Source organism: Sphingosinicellaceae bacterium (assembly GCA_019285715.1).
GTDB lineage: Bacteria > Pseudomonadota > Alphaproteobacteria > Sphingomonadales > Sphingomonadaceae > Glacieibacterium.
Genome location: CP079108.1, coordinates 2,969,420 through 2,991,966 on the forward strand (window position 1 = coordinate 2,969,420; position 22,547 = coordinate 2,991,966).

16 protein-coding genes and 1 pseudogene are annotated in these 22,547 nt (G+C 60.7%); 9 read left to right on the forward strand and 8 right to left on the reverse strand.

What is annotated here, in order from left to right; translation table 11 throughout:
* Window positions 1-110 precede the first annotated feature (110 nt).
* The 3 genes from KX816_13710 to KX816_13720 all read right to left on the reverse strand — a co-directional run bounded on the left by KX816_13710 (window position 111) and on the right by KX816_13720 (window position 7,701).
* The gene (locus tag KX816_13710) at window positions 111-3,125 is read right to left on the reverse strand and encodes a glycosyl hydrolase 115 family protein (GenBank protein QXQ05311.1); all 3,015 of its coding nucleotides are present in this window, start codon (window positions 3,123-3,125) and stop codon (window positions 111-113) included.
* Window positions 3,126-3,269: 144 nt separating this feature from the next.
* A complete protein-coding gene (locus KX816_13715; protein QXQ08572.1) occupies window positions 3,270-6,332 on the reverse strand; it encodes a TonB-dependent receptor in 3,063 nt (1,020 codons plus the stop codon).
* 604 nt (window positions 6,333-6,936) lie between these two features.
* Window positions 6,937-7,701, reverse strand: coding sequence for a FadR family transcriptional regulator (locus tag KX816_13720; GenBank protein ID QXQ08573.1), 765 nt, complete (start codon window positions 7,699-7,701; stop codon window positions 6,937-6,939).
* 617 nt (window positions 7,702-8,318) lie between these two features.
* On the opposite strand from KX816_13720, the gene KX816_13725 reads away from it, so the two are divergent.
* Together KX816_13725 and KX816_13730 are read left to right on the forward strand one after the other, a co-directional pair.
* Complete coding sequence (locus tag KX816_13725) at window positions 8,319-9,428, forward strand: acyltransferase (protein ID QXQ05312.1); 1,110 nt, start codon at window positions 8,319-8,321, stop codon at window positions 9,426-9,428.
* A gap of 774 nt (window positions 9,429-10,202) precedes the next feature.
* Window positions 10,203-10,979: a Crp/Fnr family transcriptional regulator gene (locus KX816_13730; GenBank protein ID QXQ05313.1), complete on the forward strand. Its 777-nt coding sequence runs from the start codon at window positions 10,203-10,205 to the stop codon at window positions 10,977-10,979.
* Between the two features lie 1,148 nt (window positions 10,980-12,127).
* Here KX816_13730 and KX816_13735 read toward each other — a convergent pair.
* Window positions 12,128-13,696 (reverse strand): AAA family ATPase, encoded by a 1,569-nt coding sequence (locus KX816_13735; GenBank protein ID QXQ08574.1) that lies wholly within the window; start codon window positions 13,694-13,696, stop codon window positions 12,128-12,130.
* Entirely contained in the window at window positions 13,689-14,090 is a 402-nt protein-coding gene (locus KX816_13740; protein ID QXQ05314.1) for a hypothetical protein, read from the reverse strand. Before KX816_13740 ends, KX816_13735 begins: the two co-directional genes overlap by 8 nt.
* A 1,378-nt stretch (window positions 14,091-15,468) precedes the next feature.
* Between KX816_13740 and KX816_13745 the strand changes: the two genes are divergently transcribed.
* From KX816_13745 to KX816_13775, 7 genes and pseudogenes are all read left to right on the forward strand, one after another.
* The gene (locus tag KX816_13745; protein QXQ05315.1) at window positions 15,469-15,852 is read left to right on the forward strand and encodes a DUF1810 domain-containing protein; all 384 of its coding nucleotides are present in this window, start codon (window positions 15,469-15,471) and stop codon (window positions 15,850-15,852) included.
* A complete protein-coding gene (locus KX816_13750) occupies window positions 15,849-16,460 on the forward strand; it encodes a DUF938 domain-containing protein (protein ID QXQ05316.1) in 612 nt (203 codons plus the stop codon). The genes KX816_13745 and KX816_13750 overlap by 4 nt, the downstream gene beginning before the upstream one ends.
* Window positions 16,343-17,029 (forward strand): annotated as a pseudogene (locus KX816_13755) (hypothetical protein). The gene KX816_13750 and the pseudogene KX816_13755 overlap by 118 nt, the downstream one beginning before the upstream one ends.
* The gene (locus KX816_13760; protein QXQ05317.1) at window positions 16,995-17,594 is read left to right on the forward strand and encodes a DUF2161 domain-containing phosphodiesterase; all 600 of its coding nucleotides are present in this window, start codon (window positions 16,995-16,997) and stop codon (window positions 17,592-17,594) included. The pseudogene KX816_13755 and the gene KX816_13760 overlap by 35 nt, the downstream one beginning before the upstream one ends.
* A gap of 67 nt (window positions 17,595-17,661) precedes the next feature.
* The gene (locus tag KX816_13765; protein QXQ05318.1) at window positions 17,662-17,913 is read left to right on the forward strand and encodes a DUF1488 family protein; all 252 of its coding nucleotides are present in this window, start codon (window positions 17,662-17,664) and stop codon (window positions 17,911-17,913) included.
* Window positions 17,913-18,542 (forward strand): class I SAM-dependent methyltransferase, encoded by a 630-nt coding sequence (locus KX816_13770; protein ID QXQ08575.1) that lies wholly within the window; start codon window positions 17,913-17,915, stop codon window positions 18,540-18,542. Before KX816_13765 ends, KX816_13770 begins: the two co-directional genes overlap by 1 nt.
* A 614-nt stretch (window positions 18,543-19,156) precedes the next feature.
* Complete coding sequence (locus KX816_13775) at window positions 19,157-19,594, forward strand: VOC family protein (protein QXQ08576.1); 438 nt, start codon at window positions 19,157-19,159, stop codon at window positions 19,592-19,594.
* Window positions 19,595-19,796: 202 nt separating this feature from the next.
* On the opposite strand, the gene KX816_13780 is transcribed toward KX816_13775, so the two are convergent.
* The 3 genes from KX816_13780 to KX816_13790 form a co-directional block, all read right to left on the reverse strand.
* On the reverse strand, window positions 19,797-20,408 hold the full coding sequence (locus KX816_13780; GenBank protein QXQ05319.1) for a DUF3833 domain-containing protein: 612 nt from the start codon (window positions 20,406-20,408) through the stop codon (window positions 19,797-19,799).
* 103 nt (window positions 20,409-20,511) lie between these two features.
* Window positions 20,512-21,864: a HAMP domain-containing histidine kinase gene (locus KX816_13785; protein ID QXQ05320.1), complete on the reverse strand. Its 1,353-nt coding sequence runs from the start codon at window positions 21,862-21,864 to the stop codon at window positions 20,512-20,514.
* A complete protein-coding gene (locus KX816_13790) occupies window positions 21,851-22,528 on the reverse strand; it encodes a response regulator transcription factor (GenBank protein QXQ05321.1) in 678 nt (225 codons plus the stop codon). The genes KX816_13785 and KX816_13790 overlap by 14 nt, the downstream gene beginning before the upstream one ends.
* Window positions 22,529-22,547: the final 19 nt, after the last annotated feature.

Here is a 22,547-nt window from a genome sequence, read left to right on the forward strand (position 1 = left end):
GCGTCGAACTGTTCATCAGACCGTGATGCACGGAGGGAAGCGAGTTGAAAAGTGCGGCACGATTGCCTCGTGCAGGATCGCTGCAGCCTCTACACAGGGGGCCTCCCAGGTTACAGCCTAGCTGGGGCTTGTCGGTGGCCGCGTGAAGGTGAACCGACTTCTGCAACTGCCAGTGCATGTCGGCGCCGCAAGACACCGCTGATGCTGTCCGCTGCCGAACCCGCGAAGCCGAAGGGAGGGCCGAAATGCGATGGGGGCAACGCCCCCTTTGATACCACGAGCGACTGCAGGACGAGCGTGGGATCGATCATGGCTATGTTCAGGCGATGCCGCCCGGGCGTCTCCGCCCGCAAAACAAAACGCATCGTGCGGGCATTGTCGCGGGTGTTCGCGGCATGCGCCGAACCCAGGAAATCCTGCTCGGCGCGCTTGTCAGGGGTGAAGACCGCCTGCGTACTCGGCACGGCATCGTCGAGCCACGCAGCAACCGCGAGTTGGCGAGAGGGATCAACCTGCAGTGTCGGCCCGGTGACCAGATCGAAGCAATAGTCACCGGCCTCGGCCAGGAACACAAGATATTCAAGCCGGGGTGCCACGCGTGGATCGGCAAACGACGCGGCCGTGACGGGTGCCGGTGTCATCGCAGCCGCCACCCGGCCGTAATCGGGAACTGCCTCCCACCGCGCCGTATCTGCCGGCACGTTTCGCGAATACCCGTCCGTGGGTATGGCAAAGGATCCTGACAAGCTACCGTATGCGCCACGGGCCGCAGCCTCCTGTGCCGACGTAGCCCGGATCGCGACCAGTTTTACCCGCACTATATGGTCCGCATCGTTGACGACGACATAGGTTTCGGACGTGCCGGCGGGTGCACGCTCCCAAAGAACATCGATCCAATAGCGGTAGTCGGCTCCGCCCGAACCGAAGGCTTCGTCCTGCCTTATGCGAACCCATGGCTGGTCGCAGCCGACGCTCGCCGAGACCTGCCGCAGGCCTCGTGCAAAGACCTCGATGTAGGTCGAGCGAGCGTTGAGGCTATCCATCGTCGGCAGCGCGGGCGGCAGGTAATATCCCGGCCAGCCCTGGGTTGCGCCGTCGATGGAGACCCCGAAGCTGGCATCGTCGGGCACCTCGATACGGGTGACCGGGGGCATGATGTCGCGTTCGGGCGGATACCAGTCGAAATAGCCGATGTGGCTCTGGTCCATCAGGTGGTTCCATTTACCCTCGGCCAGCGTATGATTGTAGTAATCGCGGAGTTCGGCATCGCGGCGGAAGCGGCGGGCAACTTCCACGGCCTCGGCATTGGTGCTGGCCCGAGCCTGCTCGGCGAAACGCTGGTTGCGGGCGGCAGCGATATACATGTGCGTGAGGTTGGCGCAGGCGAGTACCGGATACAGCACGTACTGATAGAAGGCGTTGCGCTGGCTTGGTTCGAGCTTGGCGTTGAGTGCGTCGGCGCGGGTAACCAACTCCTCCCAGGCTGCCCACACCCGCTCGGCCTCGCGGAAGTTGGCCAGACTGTAGACGGCGGGAGTGAGCTGCTCGGGTTTGCGCCAGGCATTGTATTTTGCATAGCGCGCCGCGAGGAACGCGACTTCGTCGGCGTGTTCGGTTCCGAACTCACGCTCCGCCCAGGCGCGGGTCCAGCCGGCCACGGTCTGCTTCGCAACCGCCGACGGGTTCCACGCCATGGCGATAAAGAATTCGATCGGAAGTTCGAGCGGCTTCATGTCGCCGACGTTCGCTATCCAGATCTGGTTGGCACCGTATTCATGCGCCAGGTTCATCTGTTCCTGAATTTTGGGCAGCGGATTACTGTTGATCCATTGGTATGAGAACGGGCCACCATGCATGTCCATGTGAAAATAGATTCCGAACCCACCGTGGCGGGCGGCGCGCTCGGCAGCAGTCGGAAGCCGGCGGAGGTTACCGACATTGTCATCGGTGAACATCAGTGTGACGTCTTCCGGTAGCTTCAGTCCGCCTTCGTAGTATTTGAGAACTTCGGTGAACAACACCCAGACCTGCGGCACCTGATCGATCGGCTTGCCCAGCGTGGTGGTCAGGATCGAGCGCTGGTCAGCGATAATGTTCTCCAGCAGCCGGATGTCGGACTGCAGCCCGCCTGTCCCGGCGAGGGCGACGTCGCCGTCGCCCCGCATGCCGACGGTGACCACGACCTCCTTGTCGCGACTGCGTTCGATGCCCTCCCGGAAAAATCCGCGGATCGCATCGCGGTTCGTCACGTAATTCCATTCGCCATTACCGAGATGGTCCTTTCGATCGGTCCACTCCTTGTGCGCGCGCATCATCGGCTCGTGGTGCGACGTGCCCATGACGATGCCATATTCGTCGGCGAGCACGGCATTCGCGGGATCGTCCTCGGCAAAGGCGTTGTTCCACATCGCCGGCCACAGGTAGTTCGCGCGCAGCCGCAGCAGGAGCTCGAACAGCTTGGTGTAGAACTTCGAGTTCATCCCGCCGAACTTTTCGGCAGTCCAGCCCGACAGGCACGGAGCCTCGTCGTTCAGGAAGATGCCCCGGTACTTCACCGCAGGCGAGCCCTGCACATAGTCGCCATAGCGCACGCGGATTTGACGACGGCGTACGACCGGTACGTCGGCCCACCAGTACCACGGGGAAACCCCGATGCGTTGAGACAGGTCGTAGATGCCGTAGATCGCGCCACGCTTGTCGCTGCCGACGATCACCAGTGCCTCGGCAACGCCCGGCAGCGGGTTGCGCATGATCGTGATCGTGTAGGCTTCCCATTTACCCTTGATCGCGCCGACGTCGAGCTTGCCGCGCGCCACAAGCTGATCGATCACAGCGCTGTTGCCGAGCGAGCCGACGATGATCACCTGGGTCGGCAGGCGCGTGCGGTCGTCCAGCACGGCCGCATCGATGCCCGCCACCCGGCCGATATCGGCAGCGAGATCTGCAGCCGCGCGGCGTACTCCTGCCAGATCGGCTGGATCGACCAGGATCGGGGCAATGCGGCCGCTTCCGTCCGCGATGTCGAACCCCGGCGCGCGACGGTCGAACCGCACGGCGGCGGCGAGCGATGATGGGAATATGCCGCTCGCAATCATCCCCGCTACTAGCTCGCGTCGCGTCGGCATCGGGTCATTCCTCTTTACTGGCCATGCACCGCGACAACCGCGATCGAAAGTGGCGGCAGCTCGAAGGTGAGGCGGCCATGCGCCACGACCGAGCGGCACCCGAAGTACCCGGTGCCGGCTCGCTCCGACGTCGATACCGCGCGATTAGAAACTGCCCCGTAATCCGACGAGGAACTGCCGGCCTGGCTTATACTGGGTGAACGTCGCGTTGTTGAACTGGAAGTAGGACCTCAATGTTTCGTTGGTGAAGTTGGCGACATTGACCGTCAACTGTGGTGCGTTCGGCAGGTTGAACAGTTTGTCTAGGTCGAATGCCGACGAGAAGTCGAACTGCTTATAGCTATCGTTGAATAGCGCGGCGGCAGTGGTGCCGTTCTGGTTTGCGCCGCTGCTCTGCGAGCCTTTTCTGAACGTTGTCGAAACCCGAAGCATGATGCCGTTCTTCTCATAATAAGCCGTCACATTGTAGGTATAAGGTGCGACGCCATAGGCCTGGGCGGGGCCATCGCTGGTCTGGTCGACTATAGTGGCGTTGGCGTTGAAGCCGAAGCCGGTGACGCCGATATGCCGTGTAATGAAGTCCAGCGGCTGCACCCATTGCAACTCCAATCCGTTGATCTTCAGCCGGTTGGGCACATTGACCTGCGAGGTAACCTGAACCTGTGCCGCGTTGGGCCCGCCACGCAGATTAATCGCGATTTGCTGCGTCGGGTTCAGCGTGTCGTAGGTGATGCCGTACTGAGCCAAGTCCGTAAACGGCACAGTATCGACGAATTGGTTGGTGAACCCGACGATCGACTTGCGGAAGGCGTTGAAGCTGATGACGCCTTCCTGTCCGGTGTAATACTCGAACCCGAGATCGATGTTGTCGGAAATATAGGGCTTCAACGCCGGATTACCGATGCTCGCCTGGTCGGCAGACGGTGCGCCGAACGACACACCGGGCAACTGCGCCGATGGGTCAGGACGGGTCATTGTCTTTGAGTAGGCAGCGCGAGCGACCGCGTGGTCGCCGACGTTGTAGGCAAGATTCGCTGTCGGCAGCCATTCGCTATAGGTATTTTTGGTTGAGACCTCGCCCACGATGTTGGGATAGCGGCTGCCGTCGGGCAGGCTGGCACCGCCGGCGGGAGTATTACGAGGGTCGGGAAGCGAGACTCGGCCGGCGATCGTCTGCTCAGTATTCACATAACGCACGCCGAGGCTGAAGCGAAGATCGTTATCGCCGATGTTCTGAACGCCACTGACCAATCCGAAACCTGATTTGACCACCTCGCGGATCAGGCCGCCGCTTGCGCCGGTGTTGGCCCCGCCCGTATCCGGCTCGTCGGCATGGAACTGGGCATAGTTCGTGGCGGCCGCGAGCTTGTCGAAGTCGACCGTGACAAATCCGGCGGGACCAGGACGCAGGTAGCCGGGCAATGCGCTGTTCGGGATAAGCGAGCCACCATAGGTTACCGGCCCCGTCTGGCCCGCCGTGTAGCCGGTGCCATACCCCGGATAGCTGGGGTAACCGGCGGGTGCGGCCCCAGGTGAATTCAAGCCCGAGCAGGGCGGCTGGGTGTTCGGGGACGGCAGGGTGACGCTCGGATTATTGCCGCAGACGGCGTTCTGCCATGCTTGGCTGTTGTCATAACCGCGGATGCGCCGCGACACGTCGTCGTAGGCACCACCGACCTTGATGTTGAACGCGCTCTCACCCCAGGTTGCGTCGCCGCGAACGCCCTTGCTGGTGTATTGACGACGCTCGTCGGCGATGCTCAACCGGTCTTGTGCGTACCATCCGAAGCTGTTCGGATCGTTCAGATCGAGCGCGCTCTTGATCGTCGGTACGCCGCCGTCGTTGGCATATTCAACGGTATTGCCGACCCCCAGCGGCGTGGTCGCGCCGACTGTCGGGCTCTCTCGGTGAAACTTGCTGCGTTCGTAATTGCCCTGCAGCGAGACCTTGAGCTTGTCGGTGATCTGGTATTCGACGCCAGGGTTGACGTTCCACAGCGTGGTCGTCTCGATGTAGGGCCGGAATTCATCGAAGAACTGAACATTCGCGAACGTGCCCGATTTGATCGTGCAACCGGCGTTGCAATCCGATTTGTCAAACGTCAGGTTGAGCGGGATGGCCGAGCCGTTGCGTACCGTCCAGGCCATATCCTCGCGGATCAAGTTATTGTGCTTGTAGCCATACAAACCGTCGACGTAAAAATGCAGTTCTTCGGTCGGGCGCCATTCCAGACTGAGGATCGCGTTGAGACGATCGCGCGATCCATATTCCGCCGACGGCCGGCCCAGGCGTGGCAGCAAGCCGTTGTCGATCTGCTGGATGGTCGCGCCGGGGTTGTGCGCGAGCAGGAATGCCTGATCGATCACGGTGCCCGCGACCAGGCCGCCACCGGCGCCGACCGGCACGGTCCCGGGGATAGTCCAGTTGCCGCCACCGGTCGTATTGCATCCGGTCGCTGCGCCGCACTGCGCCGCCGACAACGCGGGATTGGTATAACCGATGGTCTCGAAACCACGCGTATCGGTATAGAACCGCTGGCCCGACACACCCGCGAGGATGCCGATGGTGTCGTTCCGCCAGCTGCCGATCAAGGAGCCACGTACGCCGACCTTGTCGGCCTTACCTAGCTTCGAACCCTGGACATTGTAGGCAAGATAGGACTTGGCGCGGTCCAACGGTCGCGCCGAGCGAATATCGATGTTACCGGCGGCGCCGCCTTCCAGAAGTTCGGCCGAATAACTCTTGTTTACCGTTAATTTAGTGAAGAGATCGGTCGGGAAAAAGCTCAGGTCAACTGAGCGGTCAGTCCCTTGCGCGTCGGTCGCACCGGATGAAGCGACCGCAATGGGCGCTCCGTTCAACGTGACATTGGTAAAGTTCGATCCCAAGCCGCGAATAGCGACATTCGTCCCTTCGCCGGTGATGTCACGGGTAATCGTGATGCCCGGAATACGGTTAAACGACTCCGCGATGTTCGTGTCAGGGAACTTGCCGATGTCTTCGGCAAAGATCGAGTCGCTGAAATTCGTCGATTCGCGTTTGGCGATGGTCGATTTCGCCAAACTGCTTCGATAGCCGGTCACCACAATATCGCTGGCCGTTTCGGGCGGCGGTGGCGTCAGGACATCCGGAGTGCCCGCCGACCGTGGTTCTGAAAGAGACTGCCCGGTTGCATCGACAGGCGCATTTTGTGCCGCCAGCGGCATCGCCAAGAGACCAGAAATGTAGTTGCGCCAAGCAGCGCGAACCGTAGTGAACGAACACAAGAAACCTGCGATGTCACCGGAAACCTCCCCTTGATGGCACCGTATCGGCGCTCTTCTATGCCCGACCCTGTCGTGGTAGCGATAACATGTCAAGCCACTTATTAAGGGAGTCATGCTATTGGCCAGACAGTTGGGCTCTAGGATTTCCTTGGTCATGAATGCGTGTTCTGCATGGCGACGATAGGTCATCCCGCCGCACAGATTGCCGGGGATCAGACCCACTACAAATGTCATCATACAGGACAGTAGCCGCAATGATGGCTGCAATAATATGCCGGACGCACGGAAGCACCTGAACCCGCGAAACCATTCTTTCACAAAGACTTGTTATGTCTATCGCGGAACTCCCAACACGGATCGCGGGACGCTCAATAGGGGGATCAGGAGTCGTTGCAACTCTGACGCCGTTATCGACTTTGATCAGTTCCCGTTACCCGCTGCACGCTAACCGAATGGTCGCAAAATGCGACTCGAGCGATCATTTTCGTCCCTGGTTAGGTGGCTAAAGGGCGATACCAAGCACGACCCCGCTGGTTTTTCGGGACTAAGTCAAACTTCTATCGGCGCTTCCCAAGAACATCTGGCGGCGGGCGCTGAGCTTGGCATCGAATTGCGCGCCCTCCTCGACTTCGGTAGCGACGATCAGCGCGTGCAGGACTTTGTCCAGATGCGACCGCATCGCATCACGCGCACGGTCGGGGTTTCGTGCCAGCATAGCGTTGAGGATCGCGAGATGCTCGTCGAGGCGCGGACCAACCCCGGCGCGATGCGCCTTTTTCGACAGCGACTTTTCCTGGAGGGAATGAAGGCGCGCTTCCCACAAGCCTTCGACAGCACCGCTGATGGCACTGTTGCGAGTCATGCGGGCGATATGCAGATGGAATTGATGATCGACCGCCTCGGCTTTCGTCAGGTCGGTACCCGCGCTCTCCATCTCGTCGTAAAGGCGCTTGAGCTTCGCCAGATCGTCCTCTTCCGCGCGCTGGGCGGCGATCGCGCACGCTTCGCCCTCTATCGCACGCCGTGCCTCAAGCAGTTCGAAGGGGCCGACACCGACCGGTGCGAATTTTCCGTCATGGGGTGTGCGGGCGATCACGTACACACCCGAGCCCATACGGATGTCCACCAGACCATCGACTTCAAGCGCGATAAGCGCCTCGCGAATGGTCGGGCGAGACACCGCAAACTGCTCGGATAATTCTCGTTCGGACGGCAGACGGCTGCTAATCGGATATTGATCGGACGCAATTTTTCCGGCGATCAGTCGAGCGATCTGGGCGTACAGGCGCCCCGCTTTTAATCTCGGCATATCTTCCATCCTGGCCACTGTTCGTTGGCGAACTGTGACATGTCGACCCATTCCGCATTATCTTTTGGTTGGCAAGGCCTTGAGCCGTCGGTCCGCTTGCACGTCACATGCCAGCTCATTGGACTGACACTGTTCTATTTTTTGGTTTGACAAGACTGATCGGCACCGATGGGTGCCCCGGGCTGATCGCTAGTACATTGTTGCCACCGCCGCCCTCGTCCCTTTCGTGCTCCAGACCATCATAGTCGATGGACCAGTCAGACGGGGGAAGATCAGTTTCGCGGCTCAGAACTGACTCTGATGTAAGATTCGCAGGCTCGGGGGCAATTTTACAGAGAGTCTCAGATTTAAGGTCGCTCCAACAGTCTGGGCAATTGTCTAACGAGTCTGGCGGGCCGTGGCGCCGGTCGCGCAATAACAAGCGCGTCCGTTGCCGGGCGCCCGCCGCTCTGTCCAAGCCGTGCGCACAAACCCCCACCGCCGAGACCCAATGTCTTAATCGCTCGGCGCGTCGTAGCTTGGCCGCGAAACTGCTGCCGAAGGTCGCAGGGCGGAGCCATGACTTGGCGAGGACAGGGAACTTTCCATTTCTCCAGGGACTGCGTGGCATAGCCGCGATGATGGTGCTGTTGCACCACGCTTCGGAGGGCCGGCATCTCGACGCGTTGCTGGCCAACACCCCGGCCCCAATCAAGCTGCTGGTCTTCGATGGCGGCTGGGTCGGCGTGCCGATCTTCTTCGCACTCAGCGGCTTCGTCATCGCGCACAGCCTCGCCCACAAGATCGTCGATGGCCGCTTTTTGATGCGCTTCATTGTGCGCCGGTCGCTCCGCCTCGATCCGCCCTACTGGGCTTCGATTCTGCTGCTCCTGGCCTTTTCATGGCTGTCGGCGCGTGTCATGCACGATGTCTGGACATTCCCGGGTTGGTTCCAGTTGCTCTCGCACGCAACCTATACCCAGCTCATGACCGGCGTGCCGCAACTCGGCGGCGTCTACTGGACGCTGACTTACGAAATTCAATTCTACCTCGTACTGGTCGTATCGGCATTCGTTGCTTACCGGCTCGCCCCAAGCCTCGGCCAAGGCGTCTCCAATGCAGTCGTTTCGACCGTACTGTTCGCCATCGCCGTCGCTTGGGGCACCGGCGCGATTACTTGGCTGCCGTTTCACGGCCTGTTCGTCACCCTGTGGGCATCGTTCTTTGCCGGCGTGCTGGCCTATCGCGCCTACACGAGTTGGAAACTATCGGCGATATTCCTGCCGTTCGTGATCCTGATGATGGTCGCCGGGGCGCCGTCGATCCGCTTCAGCGCCCTCACCGCGCTGGTGCTCTGGGCGGCGGGCATTTCCGGCTTCCTGATGATCGGGTTGAGGTCGGCCTGGCTGCAATGGCTCGGTGCCGTATCCTACAGCCTGTACCTGACCCATAATCCGGTGTCGGGGGCAGCGTTTTTCATCGCTAGGCGCTTGCTGCCCGGTGGTGCCGCCGGAGAAGCGGCCCAACTGGGGCTGGTCATCGCGACGTGCCTCGCCGCCGCGACGGTGATGCGGCTGCTCGTCGAAGCGCCGTCGCAAAATTGGGCCAAGACGTTCGGGGAGAATCGCCGGGCACCTGCGGCCGGCAGCGAAACGGGCAGTCCGCTACCGCGCCGCCCGCTTCCGTCGGTCGCAAACGGGGCTTTGGAGAGCCTCCGGCGGCCGGGCCGTAGGCCGGGGGCCCCATAAAGAAGATCTTCGCAGTCAAAGCCGTATGGCTGGCAAAACGCGATCAATTGGGGTCAGGGTCGGTGGCCCCACCCGCCGGAAGCCTTGCCTCAACTCGATACAATCGACTCGAGTAGACTTCGAACAACCCAGCCGCCCATGCCGCCGCCAACGTGGGACCACTCAGCACGATCGGCTCTCACTGTAATTGAGGGTAGTCGGATGATCGGCGTATCCAAGCCCGACAGGGTCGCTAAACAGATCAATCAGCTTCGAGGTACGTCGCTTTCACCCACATGCCGTCATTCAGCGTTGCAAGACCGCTCCTCGACACTGGGCACGAGTTTATGTCGGTTGAGGAACGGTCGCTCCACTGGAACCCGTATCAACATCAGTGTCTTAACTCCGGCCCTACCCGCAGCCCTGCCCGGTCCCGCGCCGCCCTCCGTCGAGGCAGCGGATTCTATCGCGACCACATCCCCGGCGAGCATTTCGCGCATTGCACCGCTTTTCCCCGGTTACCCTTTCCGATGACAGATTGCAGCGAGGAGCACGAGATGAGCCTCAAAGGTGAACTCAAGGAAGCGGCCGGCTTCGCCAAGGAAGAGGCCAACGGGCACGGCAAGACGCCGAAGAGCCGGAGGAAGGCCAGGAAGGTCGCAACCTGCGGAGCGAGAGTCGGATCGAAGAAGGTAAGGCACCGAAGACCACTCCCAGCGCGCCGGGAGCGGGCGGTCGCCGAGAGCGTGGCATTTCGAGTGTTGAAGTCAGCGAAAGATCGCAATATCAGCGGACATGGATTTGTCGCGTACTCTTAACTCTCAGGAAACGTTACGGTCATCGATTGGGAATGTACTATTACGTACGCTCAATCAAGAGGATTTAGCGCTACTTGAGCCTGAACTTGAAGCGGTTTCGCTAGAGTTTCGCGAGCGTCTCGTGGACCCAGCCAGACCGCTGGCTTACATCTGGTTCCCTGAGACGGCGGTGGTGTCGATCGTCGCAGCTACCTCAACAGGGCGCCGGTCCGAGATCGCCCTGACGGGTCGCGAGGGCGTCGTTGAACTCGGTTCAGTCAGTGGTGCTGAGTTCTCACCTCTCGAAGCCTGCGTCCAGATCGCGGGTACGGGTTGGCGCTTGCCGGTGCCGGCATTGCGCGCGGCAATGATCCGAAGCGCGGGTCTCCAGACTACTCTACTACGCTACAGCCAATTTTTTGTTATTCAGGTCTCCCACACGGCGGTGGTCAACGCAGCCCACACGATCCATCAGCGGCTGGCACGTTGGCTGCTGATGACGCTCGATCGTATTGAGGGCGACACAATTATGATGACCCATCAGCTTCTCTCGATGATCCTCGGCGTCCGCCGCGCGGGCGTGACAAATACGGTCCAGAAGCTCGAAAGTATCGGAGCGATCCAAGCGCGGCGCGGCACCGTTATCGTCACTGACCGCATGAGACTGGAGCTTATAGCAGCCGATGCATATGGGCAGCCGGAGATTGAGTATAAGCGCCTCTTCGGTGCCGACTTTCGCCGAAATATGTCCGCGACCAGTACGGATGGTCACTAAAAACCCAAGCATAGTCCGATATTACAAAACATCTTAAAGTAAGCATGGTTACCGCGCTCTTATTACGTGACTGGAAATATCGCCACCAGGCGCTGAAATTTGGGCTCGGTCTTCGAGTAGCTCGAACTGGCGATATGCAATAGCAGCGCTCGATCGCGGATCGACTGGCCGCGGCGGGGTCTGATGGCGGCCTGCGCTGCTGCAGCTGCAAAACGGCCCCTAGATTGCGTTGCCTTTCCATTTTTCAGGACGACCGGGCCCCGATTGGCGCAGCGCTGTCAGCAGGATATCTACCGGTGGAAATGTAATAGCTTTGAGATCGCCTGGTCTCGAGCGTCCGAACGCATCACGAGTGTCTGCTACGACCACACACCGTTGCCTGACCAGGATATGTCGCGACGTCGGCACGGCGATCGCCGGACGGGGCATAGGCCCAGACGGACTCGCGACCAAGAACGGCAATCCCGGGCATGGAGTCGGGCATCGCAAACGTCGATCGTTCGGGTCGTTTCGAGATAGCACTCGAGAACGTCGCCGCCGATCCGGTCATCGGCGAGGCATACCGAAACGGTCGTCTCGACCCCATGCTTAGCCCTTTAACGCACCGACCTCGCGTCGGCCCATCAAAGCAGAATCCGATCGTCGCTCGGGAATCCGCGCTCCTCGAGCATTTCCTTCGCCCCGATCCCGCAGGGGCAAATGTGTTTTGGAAGGGTCATGCGGTAGAGCGTTGCTCGGTGTCCTGTGTCACGCCAGATCTCTAATGGCCTTTTGCCAGCCGCCTGAAGCGCTTCACGCTGCTCGTCGTCCCAAACCTTGGGCGGCAGAGCGGTTCAGAACGGCTGCGGGTCCCGCGGTGCTCAGAGACATATTACGATCTCGTACGACATCTCATCTTCGCCACGCTCGCCTCCGCAATCATTAGCATCGACTACGCTGACGACCGCACAATCAGATAAATTGCGGATCTACCTGAGGTTTGAACCCCGATGGATGCCGACACCCACTCGAGATCGCCCGACGGACGATAGCGTGCGACGACGCCGCCAGGCATTCCATAATGCTGTCTATCCCTGTCAATCAGCCCTGTCGCGGGACCTTTGTTTCCCTTGGGCCAAATCGCAAATCAATGCGGGGCAAGATTCTTTTTAAGTAGCTGACTTTGGCTCGGGCGAAAGCTCATCCGCTTGAGCTTGGCGCGGTCCGGTCCGATGCGGAATCCCGGTACTCATTTGCTCATACTCGGTGTGGCGCGGGCCGACGATAACGACGCCGCTGTCGGTTATGACGTACTCGCGGATGTCCTTGCTGTGGTTGCTGCCTCTCATCTTGATTATGACCATTATTTTGCGCATTTGCCCGTCGATCTCGACGTAGCGCAAACGGATGATGTCGTCGGTGAGGAATGAGACGGCGTACGGGCTGAACTGAAAGGCAGTGAATGTGTCCTCGATTTCCACCGTGCTCAGGATGGTGATACCAGCTCCGGTCAGGACAGTGATCATCCGATAGAACGATTCGCGAAACTCTGATCGGAAGCCCGGGGCCAAGGCCGTTTCAAATCCGACCAAGGAGTCGATTACCAAGCGCTTGGCGCCGGTTCGCTTAATCGCATCGACGATCTCTTGCATCGCCTCGTCCACTGAGAGATCAAGGGGACGCAGATACAGTATCTCCAGGCGTCCATCATTCTGAGCAGTTCTGAGCTTGAGGCCAAAGGCATCGGCGCGGTCGATATAGCTGTTCGGGCGCTCTTCGAAGATTACCATTACTCCGCTTTCGCCGCAATTCAGCCCCTCGGCTATGAACTGGCTTGCCATGGCCGATTTGCCGGTACCGGATGGCCCGGCGATCAGAATGCTGTCGCCCGAAAAAACGCCGCCACCGAGCATCTTATCGAGTTCATCAACGCCAAACGCGAGACGCCTTCGTTCGAAGGGGGTCGCAATAATGCGATCAACTCCCAGAGTGCGGGCAAAAGTTTGAAGCCCGTCACTGCTGATTCGCATCGTGTGGACACCCGGGATCGTCGCTTGGCCCCGAAGTTTTACGACATCCAGTTTGCGCACAACGGAATTGCGATCAGTGACCTGGGACAGCCAGATTATCCCGTCTACCATGGCAAAGACTGGTTCGTCGCGAATCTCGTCCTTTCCATATTCTCCAATTAGCAATGCCGTGCAGCCGAGGCTGACAAAGAACTGTCCGAGCCGATAGAGAAACGACTGCACCTTTTCATGTGCCGTCTCGCCGACGTGCTGCCGTGCGAGAATCCGAAAAGAGTCCAGTACGATGAGACCCGCATTTGCTGAGGTCGCTTGTTCAAAGATCTTGGCGAGAACGACATCTAGGTCGCTCTCGCTCAGAACGTCTGAAAGGTTGACGAACCTGACCGTTACTCCGACCTTGGATTGGTCGAAAAAGGAGAACTGCTGTTGATAGCGAAGCAGCTTGATCAGCGGCTCACCGACCATCGAAAAGTATACCGCCGGCCGCTCTCGGGTGCCATTGGCAAAAGCAATCTGCTGAGCCAAGGTCGACTTTCCAGATCCCGGTGTACCGGCGATTAGGTTCAACGAGAACTCGGGCAGACCACCACCAAGGATGTCATCGAGCCCTTTTACCCCAGTCGGGAGCTGAGCGATGCTCACCGCCTGGTGCTTGGGGCCTTCCGTTTCTTGCAAGGGCGCATCTTTTCGTGTTTGATCGTTACTCATCACTCGGCAACACCCAGACTAGGCTCTCCACAGGGGCGGTCGGCCACGTGTCGCGTACAACTGCATCAGTCATCACTGGACCGATAAATCGCACGAGTAGGTTAAGGATATGGGTGAGGATCAGTGCCGACGCGCTTCGAAATTCTGCGCAGGAAACTTTGGCATAGGCTGCGTCAAGCCCGACGAACGCACCATCTCTGCCTAAAGACACCTCGCGCAACCATGGTGTCTCGCACTGTGCGTGGGATAGAGCGTTTGAAATGAGCATGGCGTAGCCGCCGGAACCGATCAGCTCGACCAAGCTCGGCCTGAGAATCGCAAAATTAAATGCCGCGTTCTCATCGCGCCCTGGTCGGCGAACTTCTTGAAGCGGGCCTGTGAGGTGTTCTGCCAACTTTAGTGTGTTCGGTGTACTAGCCATCGGACCCATTCCGGCAGATGCCGCTTACGTCGCGCAAAATGAACCCTGGAGTTTGATAGGCCACCATGGTGCGTTTACGTACACAACGGGAATTAAGACTTTGGTCCAGATCGGCAGGAAATTCTGCTTCGTTGCGAATCTGCAACGGGGCATTTTTATCCCCAGATCCCATAGGGTCACGGTAGGTCAACGACGATCGTCCGATCCAAGGGATAGTATGGCTACTATAAAATACTCCATTGCTTTGCTGCAACGAAGTCTATCCGTTAACTCTTCATTATATCTTAGGAGCGATAACGTGCCAAGTTGGGCGTGGAAATCTCGTGTCTAACAAGTCGCCCGCGCCGGCAGCCCCCAGCGCGGGCGACTTTTCGCTCGATACACTGCCCACCCTTTGCGCTGAATTATCATCGCGCACATTTCGGCAAGGAGCTGCCCAGCAGGGCGGCAGGAATCAGCCGTATGATGTTATTGTCTGGAAGTCGACACGCTGCGGCGATCTGCATCGCAGTAATTTTCGACAATGGACCGGAAGTCAACTTAGCTCAGCACAAATTATCGTTAACGAGCAACCACTTTTCCGTGCACGATTCTCTAAAGAGCCCAAAGCCGGAATCAACTATGAATGACTGTCTGGGACCAGACCTCTGAGCCCGGTCGTTAACGAGATCAACTTTGCCGAGGGTGGGTTCATCACCCCCGGCAACGCAGCCTTCTGTATCGGTAAGTTACACCAAGATTGCAAACGTTTACCGACAACTTAGTTCCTTTGATTAATGGCTTGAAGTTATCTTTTGTGACTGGGTACGCTCGACAGTTTGTCGCTGTTCGTGCTCTAGCTGATCCCATTGCGCTGCTGTCATGCACGATTTAGCAACTTGGAGCCGGCTGCCGGTAACTTCGCTGGTTCGGCAAATCAGTCGATTAGGGTCGTTTGGCATGTCTTTGGCCCGCGTTCTGGCGTCGGCGGAAGCGATAGCGCCAAGCGCTAAAGCCATAACGAGAGGCAACGTAAGCAGGCTTTTTTTCATCATAACACTCCGGGACAAGGCTCTGCTCTTTTGACGGAGACGTCGGTGACGAGCCTTGGTCGGGCTGCCGGTCCTTCACGAAAGATGGATGGCCGCGACGCTCCAGAGCCGATCGAGGATGGTGGAAGCTGCCGGGCCGCTAAAAGTCCGACGCGCGACATTTTTTGGATTGCACCAAGTTGAGCACGGCACGGTGGCTCGAGAGCAGTTCTGAGCCAAAAGGGCTGACGCTAAAATGCGGGTTTCAGCTTTAAGGTCAACCGCACGGTGGTTGCGCCACGCTGATCGGTGGAGGACACGCTGATAGGTGGAGGAGATGCATGGGCGTGACCAGCGAGTCTGATCTCGGACGGTTCGCTGCAGCGCACACTGGCAGCTATCGAACAGCGCTCGCCGAGATAAGCCGCGGCCGCAAGCGCAGCCACTGGATGTGCTTCATCGTCCCGCAGATCGCAGGGCTTGGTTTGAGCCCGATGGCACAGCGCTACGCAATCCAATCCATCGAGGAGGCGCGTGCCTATGTTACTCATCCGGTTCTCGGTTCGCGACTAAGGGCCTGCGTCGAGGCGCTTCGGAACCTCGGTCCGATAACCGCGGCGACGGTGTTTGGCGAGGTGGATGCGATGAAGCTGCGATCGTCGCTGACGCTCTTCCGCGCAGTGGGCCGGCCAACGCGCATCGCCGCTGTATGGGAGAAAGCATGAACGATTTACACGACCCGCGTCTTAGCTCACCGGCAGTCTTCCGCAACCGCCTGGCGATCCTCGAGGTGTTGCAGGCGGCTCTGCCGCCTTCAGGATCGGTGCTCGAGATCGCCAGCGGCAGCGGCGAACACATTACCTACTTCGCCGGGCGACTGCCTGCCCTCAACTGGCAGCCCTCGGACCCGTCTCCCGCGGCACGCGCCTCGATTGCCGCGTGGACGGCGGGGGCGCGCCTGGCCAACGTAGGACCACCGCTCGATCTCGATGCCAGCGCGCGACCCTGGCCAGTCAGCACCGTCGACGCGATCCTCGCCATCAACATGATTCACATCAGCCCGTGGGCGGCAACCCAGGGTCTGCTGCAGGAGGCTGGCCGACTGCTAGCATCGGGCGGGCTGCTCTACCTCTACGGCCCGTTCCTCCAGGCCGGCGTGCCACTGGCACCGAGCAACGTGGCGTTCGACGCCGACTTGCGGGATCGCAACCTCGCATGGGGCTTGCGCGATCTCGCCGATATCGCCGCCGAAGCCGCCCTATCCGGCCTAGTGCTCGAAACCGTGCTGCCGATGCCAGCGAACAACCTGTCGGTGATCGTGCGCCGCACATGACACGCGCGGCGGGTGGGTCCGGGGCACGAGTGGAGGCCGACATCGAAAGCACGAGCGTCGTCAAGTTTCAGGAGACTGCGCTCTACCCGCCGGTGAAGACGTTCCTCGAAGCCCAAGGGTTCGCCGTCAAAGGCGAGATTTGCGGCTGCGACGTCGTCGCGGTACGGGACGGCGAGCCAAAGCTCGTTGTCATCACCGAGCTCAAGCTGTCCTTCACGCTAGAACTGGTGCTGCAGGCCGTCGACCGCCTGCGTGCGGCGGACCAGGTTTACCTTGCCGTGGCGGGTTCGCGGCGCGGGCGCGACCAGGACAGCCGCGTGCACCGCCTGTGCCGCCTGCTCGGCGTCGGACTGCTCACGGTCGACATCCGGCGTGGCGCGGTCACCGTCGTCGTCGAGCCCCTGCCCTATCGCCCGCGCGCCAACCTTCCGCTGCGCCGGCGATTGCTTAAGGAGCATGCCAGTCGGCACGGTGACCCGACCCGCGGCGGTTCGACCCGGCAGCCGATCATGACCGCTTACCGCCAGCGAGCCATTGCCTGCGCCGAGGCCTTGCAAGCCAGCCCCGCTACGGCCACGCGACCTGAAAGCGCTCGCCGAGGATTCCGGGGCGATCTTCCGCCGCAACGTCTATGGCTGGTTCGATCGCATCAAACCCGGCATCTACGGCCTGTCGGCACTTGGAATACGATCGGTCCCGCCGCCCATGAATTTGGTCGCAGACGAACCGCATCACGGCGACGCGCCAACTTCAGACCCGGAACTTGCGGAGCATCCGGGGCGCTTGGCTTTAGAACCGTTGCACAGCCTAAAATTCGGGGTGAACATCATGACAGAAGCAACCTGGGGCGGCGAAGCCCTGACCCCGGAGATCGACTGGCGGATGAGCGCCTCGCTCGAAAACGTTCATCGCGGCGACACCGATCTTGCCGAAGTGACCAGTCTGCGCGGCGCTGTTCGCGCCTGGCAGCAACTCGACCCGGAGCATCAGGCAGCGGCGACACTGACACCCGAACACGCAATCCAGATCGACGGCGTGTTGACCAACGCGTTCAATGGCGCGGCGATCGCGGCGCTTGTCGAGCAGCTTCGATCCGGGGCAGTCGAAGATACAGACGGCCCAGCAGCTGCCTGACCGGCTTCCAGAGATGAGAGAGACCCTCATGGTACGACCGAGCGTCAGGTTTCAAGTCGACGGCGGTTTGTGGGTCGAGGAGCGTCAGAGCGTCGGCTTTACGGGCGAGACCGATCTCGGCCCCGTCGAATTCCTGATCACCGCCGAAGCGCTGGCCCAACTGCTCAATCCGGCCTTCGATGCGCTCGACCGGGAAACGGCGCTCGAAACCTTCATCGAGTTCGAAGCTGACATCCACCTCATTTCCCAGCGGGAGTTCGTCAAGCGCCTCGGCGGTGAACCGCCGATCCTGATCACCGCTGCCGACCTGGACGGATGATGACCGGCCTCCCCGAGCTGCCACCGGCGGCTTTTGCCAAGCAGGACAGCGGCAACGACCTCGACTTCTACGCCCCGCCGCGCCTGGTTACCCACATCGACGAGGCCGCGACGGCGGCACTAACGGACTATTATGCCCGCATCATTGCGCCAGGCGCGGTGGTGCTCGACCTGATGTCAAGCTGGGTGAGCCACCTCCCCACGGATTTGCCGACCAGCGAAGTTATCGGTCACGGCATGAACGCGACGGAGCTCGCGGCCAATCCGCGCCTCGACCGCTGGTTCATTCAGGACCTCAACCGCGAGCCGGTCCTGCCGTTGCCGACGTCATCCGTCGACGCGGTCCTGTGCTGCGTCGGGGTGCAGTATCTACAGCGGCCGCTCGAGGTTCTTGCCGACGTTGCGCGGGTCCTACGCCCAGGCGGCCGGTTCATCGCCAGCTATTCGAACCGTTGTTTTCCGATGAAAGCTGTCCGGATTTGGCTGTCGCTCGACATGGCGGGACAAGCCGGTCTGATCCGCACCTATCTCGAACGCACAGGCTTTACCGCGATCGAAGCGCTTGTGCTGTCCGACGGCGCGGCGGGCGACCCGCTGATCGTCGTCAACGGGTCGACACCAGACACTTAACAATCCCAAGAGTGCGGCTGGTTTCGAGCTCCTATGAACACCCGGCTTGTCCGACCGCCCAGCATGATACTTGCGGCGAGCGCCGGTTGGGGCCCGCCGGCCATTCGACGATACGTGACGGTGGAAGCGCCCCGCACCAAATCGGGTGGGGAAAGAGCAGCGCGGGCACCTCCGATTTCCGGATATCCCAAGCTCGCGAGCTGACGAGGATGTTGAGGTGTCCGTCGTTGACGCACCGGCCTCGCGATACGATGTGGAACCTGTCACTGCGAACGTCACGGCACTCTGCGGTCCCTCGCTAAGGGAAAATCGCGCGGAGCGGGTAGCCTACCGCCGGCCCGTGCTTCATTTCACGCGAGAAAGCTCGATATTATCGTCTTGATTGTGTACCGGGCGTCGAAGGCGGACCCCCACCGCTCGTTCTGCCCAAGCGTTTGAACTGATTTGATAAAATAAGCTAGTAGATCGGCATGGCTGACGTTTCTGTGTCGGCGGTGATCACATTTGGACATTCACAGCTTAGTGTCGTTGACGCAACATAAGGTATTGAGCACCGACCTGGCGCGAATGGTGGCAGTGGGCTCATGAGCTATCGGGGAGCAGCCTCCATGAGAATGGGTTTTTTGACAACGGTCGCGATTATGCTCGCCTTACCCACAGCGGCCGCGCGGTCGAATCCTCCCGGCCACATCACCGGGCTTGGCGGCGTGTTCGTGACGAGCAAGGACCCGAAAGCACTCGCTGCCTGGTACCGCGAGGTGCTCGGCATCCACCTCGAGCCTTGGGGAGGCGCGATATTGCGCTACGATGCCTCGGGACATCCGCCTATGGCGCTTTGGAACGCGATGCCACGGAACAGCGAAGAGATAACGCCGTCGCATCGCGAGTTCATGATCAATTTCGCGGTCGACGACCTTGACGCCTTTCTTGTGCGGCTAAAAAGCAAGGGTGTGACAATCCTAAAAAGCGAACAGGACGATACCGGCAAGTTTGCCGCCGTCCTCGACCCTGATGGAACTAAGATCGAGCTCTGGCAGCCGGCTATGAAGTGACCCAGTCACAGACGCTTACGGCCAGATCAGCGCCTCCTCAAAGCGGACATTTGTTCGCCTTGCTTCTACGGCTACTAGCAGCAGCCGAGAAGCCCAAATTGGCCGTCGTGAAAATCGACAAGCGACCTCGGTATCGCCGCGACGAAAAGGGTCGGGTGAGATCGGAAAGAGCTAGTAAAATGACCGCGCAGCCCGCTGAGCCTCATTCCGGTAACCGTACGATTGTTTCATCCAAGCTTGCGACCGGTATCCCCAACTTGGTCACGATCATACGATTGCGCGCCGATTGGCCGTTGGATCGCAGATACAGAAATTGCTGTGCATGAAGCCCGTTTTTCATGTCGAAGATCAGATGAAGTTGATTACCCTCGACAGTCCCCGTAACCATTCCTCGCGCATCGCTGAGTGTCCCTGAATAGCGGGCCGGCGAAACGCGATACAGGTGCCACGTCCGCCGCGTAGGCTTACCGTCTCCTTTGCGGACGATCTGATCGAGGTCGATCGAGCCGTCGGAGGCGACGACCCCGTGCCCTTCGACCAGCGTCGGATTTCGATGCTGCAGAACGACCGCGAGGCTGCCGCGGCCCTCGGTATGTCCAGCGAAAAAAACGATGGGATCAAAACCAGGAGCCGGCGCCTGCTCGAGGAAGACGTGATCGGACGGGACGCAGGCCGCGACCAAAATGGCAGCGGCAAACGCACCTCCGTACCGAAGCGAGAGACTAGTTGAGCGTCCCCCTTTGCGGGCTGGGTCTGAGCGAGCAACGGTGCCGAGGTGAGGAGGTATCGAGCCGAAAAAAATCACGTAGCGCATCGAACGGCCTTTCTGGTGTAGAGCCGTCCTTGGCAAACGGGTCGTGCAGAGATGGTTCGAGCGCTGAACGTGCAGCCGGCGGCAGGGTTGTTTAAATTCGCGTTCAGCTTTCCCGGCCGGGCCCGACGAGCGACACCGCGCTGCCGATTTTGGCGAACTGCAGCCGGAAGCCATGCAAGTCCGCGATTGCCTTCACCAGGCTGAGGCCAAGCCCGGCACCCTCGCAATCGTGGCCGCCACGATAAAAGCGCTGGGTGACCAGCGAGCGCTCGGCAACCGGCACGCCAGCGCCGTCGTCGGTGACGGTGATGACCACAGAGCCATCCTGCTCCCGCAGCGAAAGAACTACGCGTCCATCTGGCGGGCCAAATTTCATCGCATTGTCGACCAGGTTCGAAACTGCTTCCATCAACAGGCTGGCGTCGCCTTCGACCAGCTTGACGGGCTCGATATCGCAACGAAGGTCGATGCCGCGATCCTCGGCCGTCGGGCGGTGCAGGTCGCAGGCGTCTTCTACCAGTTGCGCCAGATCAACGCGCTCAAAACGGCTGCGGCGGGCATGATCCTCGAGCTCGCGGATCCTCAGCAACGCTGCAACGATGCCGAGCAGCTGATCGATTTCTGCCAGCGCCGCATCGCCGGCAGCGGCGAACGCTGCCACATCGCCGGCCTCGCGCAGGCTGCGCTCGATGCGGGCGCGGAGCCGGGTCAGCGGCGTGCGCAACTGGTGGGCGATGTCGTCGCCGACGCCGCGGACATCGCCGACCAGCGCCTGCAGCCGGTCAAGCATCGCGTTGATGTGCGCGCACAGCACACCAAAGCTGTCGGGATGCGATGCCACCGCAAGCCGCTGGTCGAGGTCCCCCGCAACGATCTGCTGGGTCAGCAGGCGCACGGCGTCGACCTGCCTCGCGGCCCGGCGCCCGGCGACCAGCCCGGCACCAACCGCGAGAAGCATGCCGGGGATCAGGCCCAGCATCAGCGAACGCTCGACGACACGCAGCGCTTCCTCGGCATTGTCGAGGTCGAAACCCGTAAGCAACCGGGTACCGCCCGGCATCGCACACACCGCGAGACGCGCGACGTCGTTGTCCTTCCCGGGCAGTTCGGTCGGCTGTACCGTGGCCACCATCGACGCCCCGCTTGTTGTCACAGCTGGAAGCCCCGCGACGTTGCCTTCGATCAGCGCGCCGTTTGCTCCGAACAAGCCGATGAAGCGATCGCGGTGGATGTCGCGCGTCAGCATCGCGCGGACCTGGGCCTGCCGCGCCGCCGCCGGCAGCGCGGCAAGCGTCCGGCAATCGACTGCGAAGCTGCGCTCCATGGCGCGCTGATTGCTCCCGGCGGCGAGGAGCCAGAACAGCACGGCGATGATTGCCGACTGCGCAACCAGCAGCGCAGCAATCGCGCCGCCCCAGCGCCAGGTCGCTCGGGCCTTGGGGTCAGCCAATGACACTGAAGACGTAACCCTGCCCGCGCACGTTGCGGATCAATTGCGGCTCGCCCTCGCCGTCGATTTTTCGGCGCAGTCTGCCGATGTGAACGTCGATAACATTGCTGTTCGGCTCGAAAGTATAGCCCCAGACGTCGCGCAACAGCATCGAGCGTGTCACGATCCGGTCGGGGCGCCGCACCAGATATTCGAGCAGCTTCAGTTCTCTGGGAAGCAGTTCGAGCGGTCGGCCCGAACGCGCCGCGGTGCCGGCAAGGAGATCAAGATCGAGTGGACCGGCAATAAGCCTGGTGTCACGCGTCTCGTTTGGCCGGCGCAGCAGCGCCTCGACCCGAGCCACCAGTTCGACCAGCGCGAACGGCTTGGGTAGGTAGTCGTCGCCGCCGGCGCGCAAGCCACGGACGCGGTCGTCGAGGCTGCCAAGCGCACTCAGCACGAGCGCTGGCGTCCGCCGGCCATCGCCGCGCAGTCGCTCGATCAGGTCGAGGCCTTCACCGTCGGGGAGCTGTCGGTCGACGATCAGCAGGTCGATGGTGTCGTCCTGCGCGGCCGCGAAGCCTTCGGCTGCCAAGCCGCGATGGGTCACGCCGTACCCGTTGGCTGCCAGCTCGAGCGTGATCTCATGCGCGGTTCCGGCATCGTCCTCGATAAGCAGGATGTGCGTCACTGCGTCTTGTTCGCAGTCC

Bases quoted from the DNA above. Each gene is read 5' to 3' on its own strand.
- KX816_13780 (QXQ05319.1), bottom strand. From the start codon at position 20,408: ATGCGCTACGTGATTTTTTTCGGCTCGATACCTCCTCACCTCGGCACC.
- KX816_13720 (QXQ08573.1), bottom strand. From the start codon at position 7,701: ATGCCGAGATTAAAAGCGGGGCGCCTGTACGCCCAGATCGCTCGACTG.
- KX816_13745 (QXQ05315.1), top strand. From the start codon at position 15,469: ATGGGCGTGACCAGCGAGTCTGATCTCGGACGGTTCGCTGCAGCGCAC.
- KX816_13750 (QXQ05316.1), top strand. From the start codon at position 15,849: ATGAACGATTTACACGACCCGCGTCTTAGCTCACCGGCAGTCTTCCGC.
- KX816_13725 (QXQ05312.1), top strand. From the start codon at position 8,319: ATGATGGTGCTGTTGCACCACGCTTCGGAGGGCCGGCATCTCGACGCG.
- KX816_13775 (QXQ08576.1), top strand. From the start codon at position 19,157: ATGGGTTTTTTGACAACGGTCGCGATTATGCTCGCCTTACCCACAGCG.
- KX816_13715 (QXQ08572.1), bottom strand. From the start codon at position 6,332: ATGCCGCTGGCGGCACAAAATGCGCCTGTCGATGCAACCGGGCAGTCT.
- KX816_13710 (QXQ05311.1), bottom strand. From the start codon at position 3,125: ATGCCGACGCGACGCGAGCTAGTAGCGGGGATGATTGCGAGCGGCATA.
- KX816_13770 (QXQ08575.1), top strand. From the start codon at position 17,913: ATGACCGGCCTCCCCGAGCTGCCACCGGCGGCTTTTGCCAAGCAGGAC.
- KX816_13730 (QXQ05313.1), top strand. From the start codon at position 10,203: ATGGATTTGTCGCGTACTCTTAACTCTCAGGAAACGTTACGGTCATCG.
- KX816_13735 (QXQ08574.1), bottom strand. From the start codon at position 13,696: ATGAGTAACGATCAAACACGAAAAGATGCGCCCTTGCAAGAAACGGAA.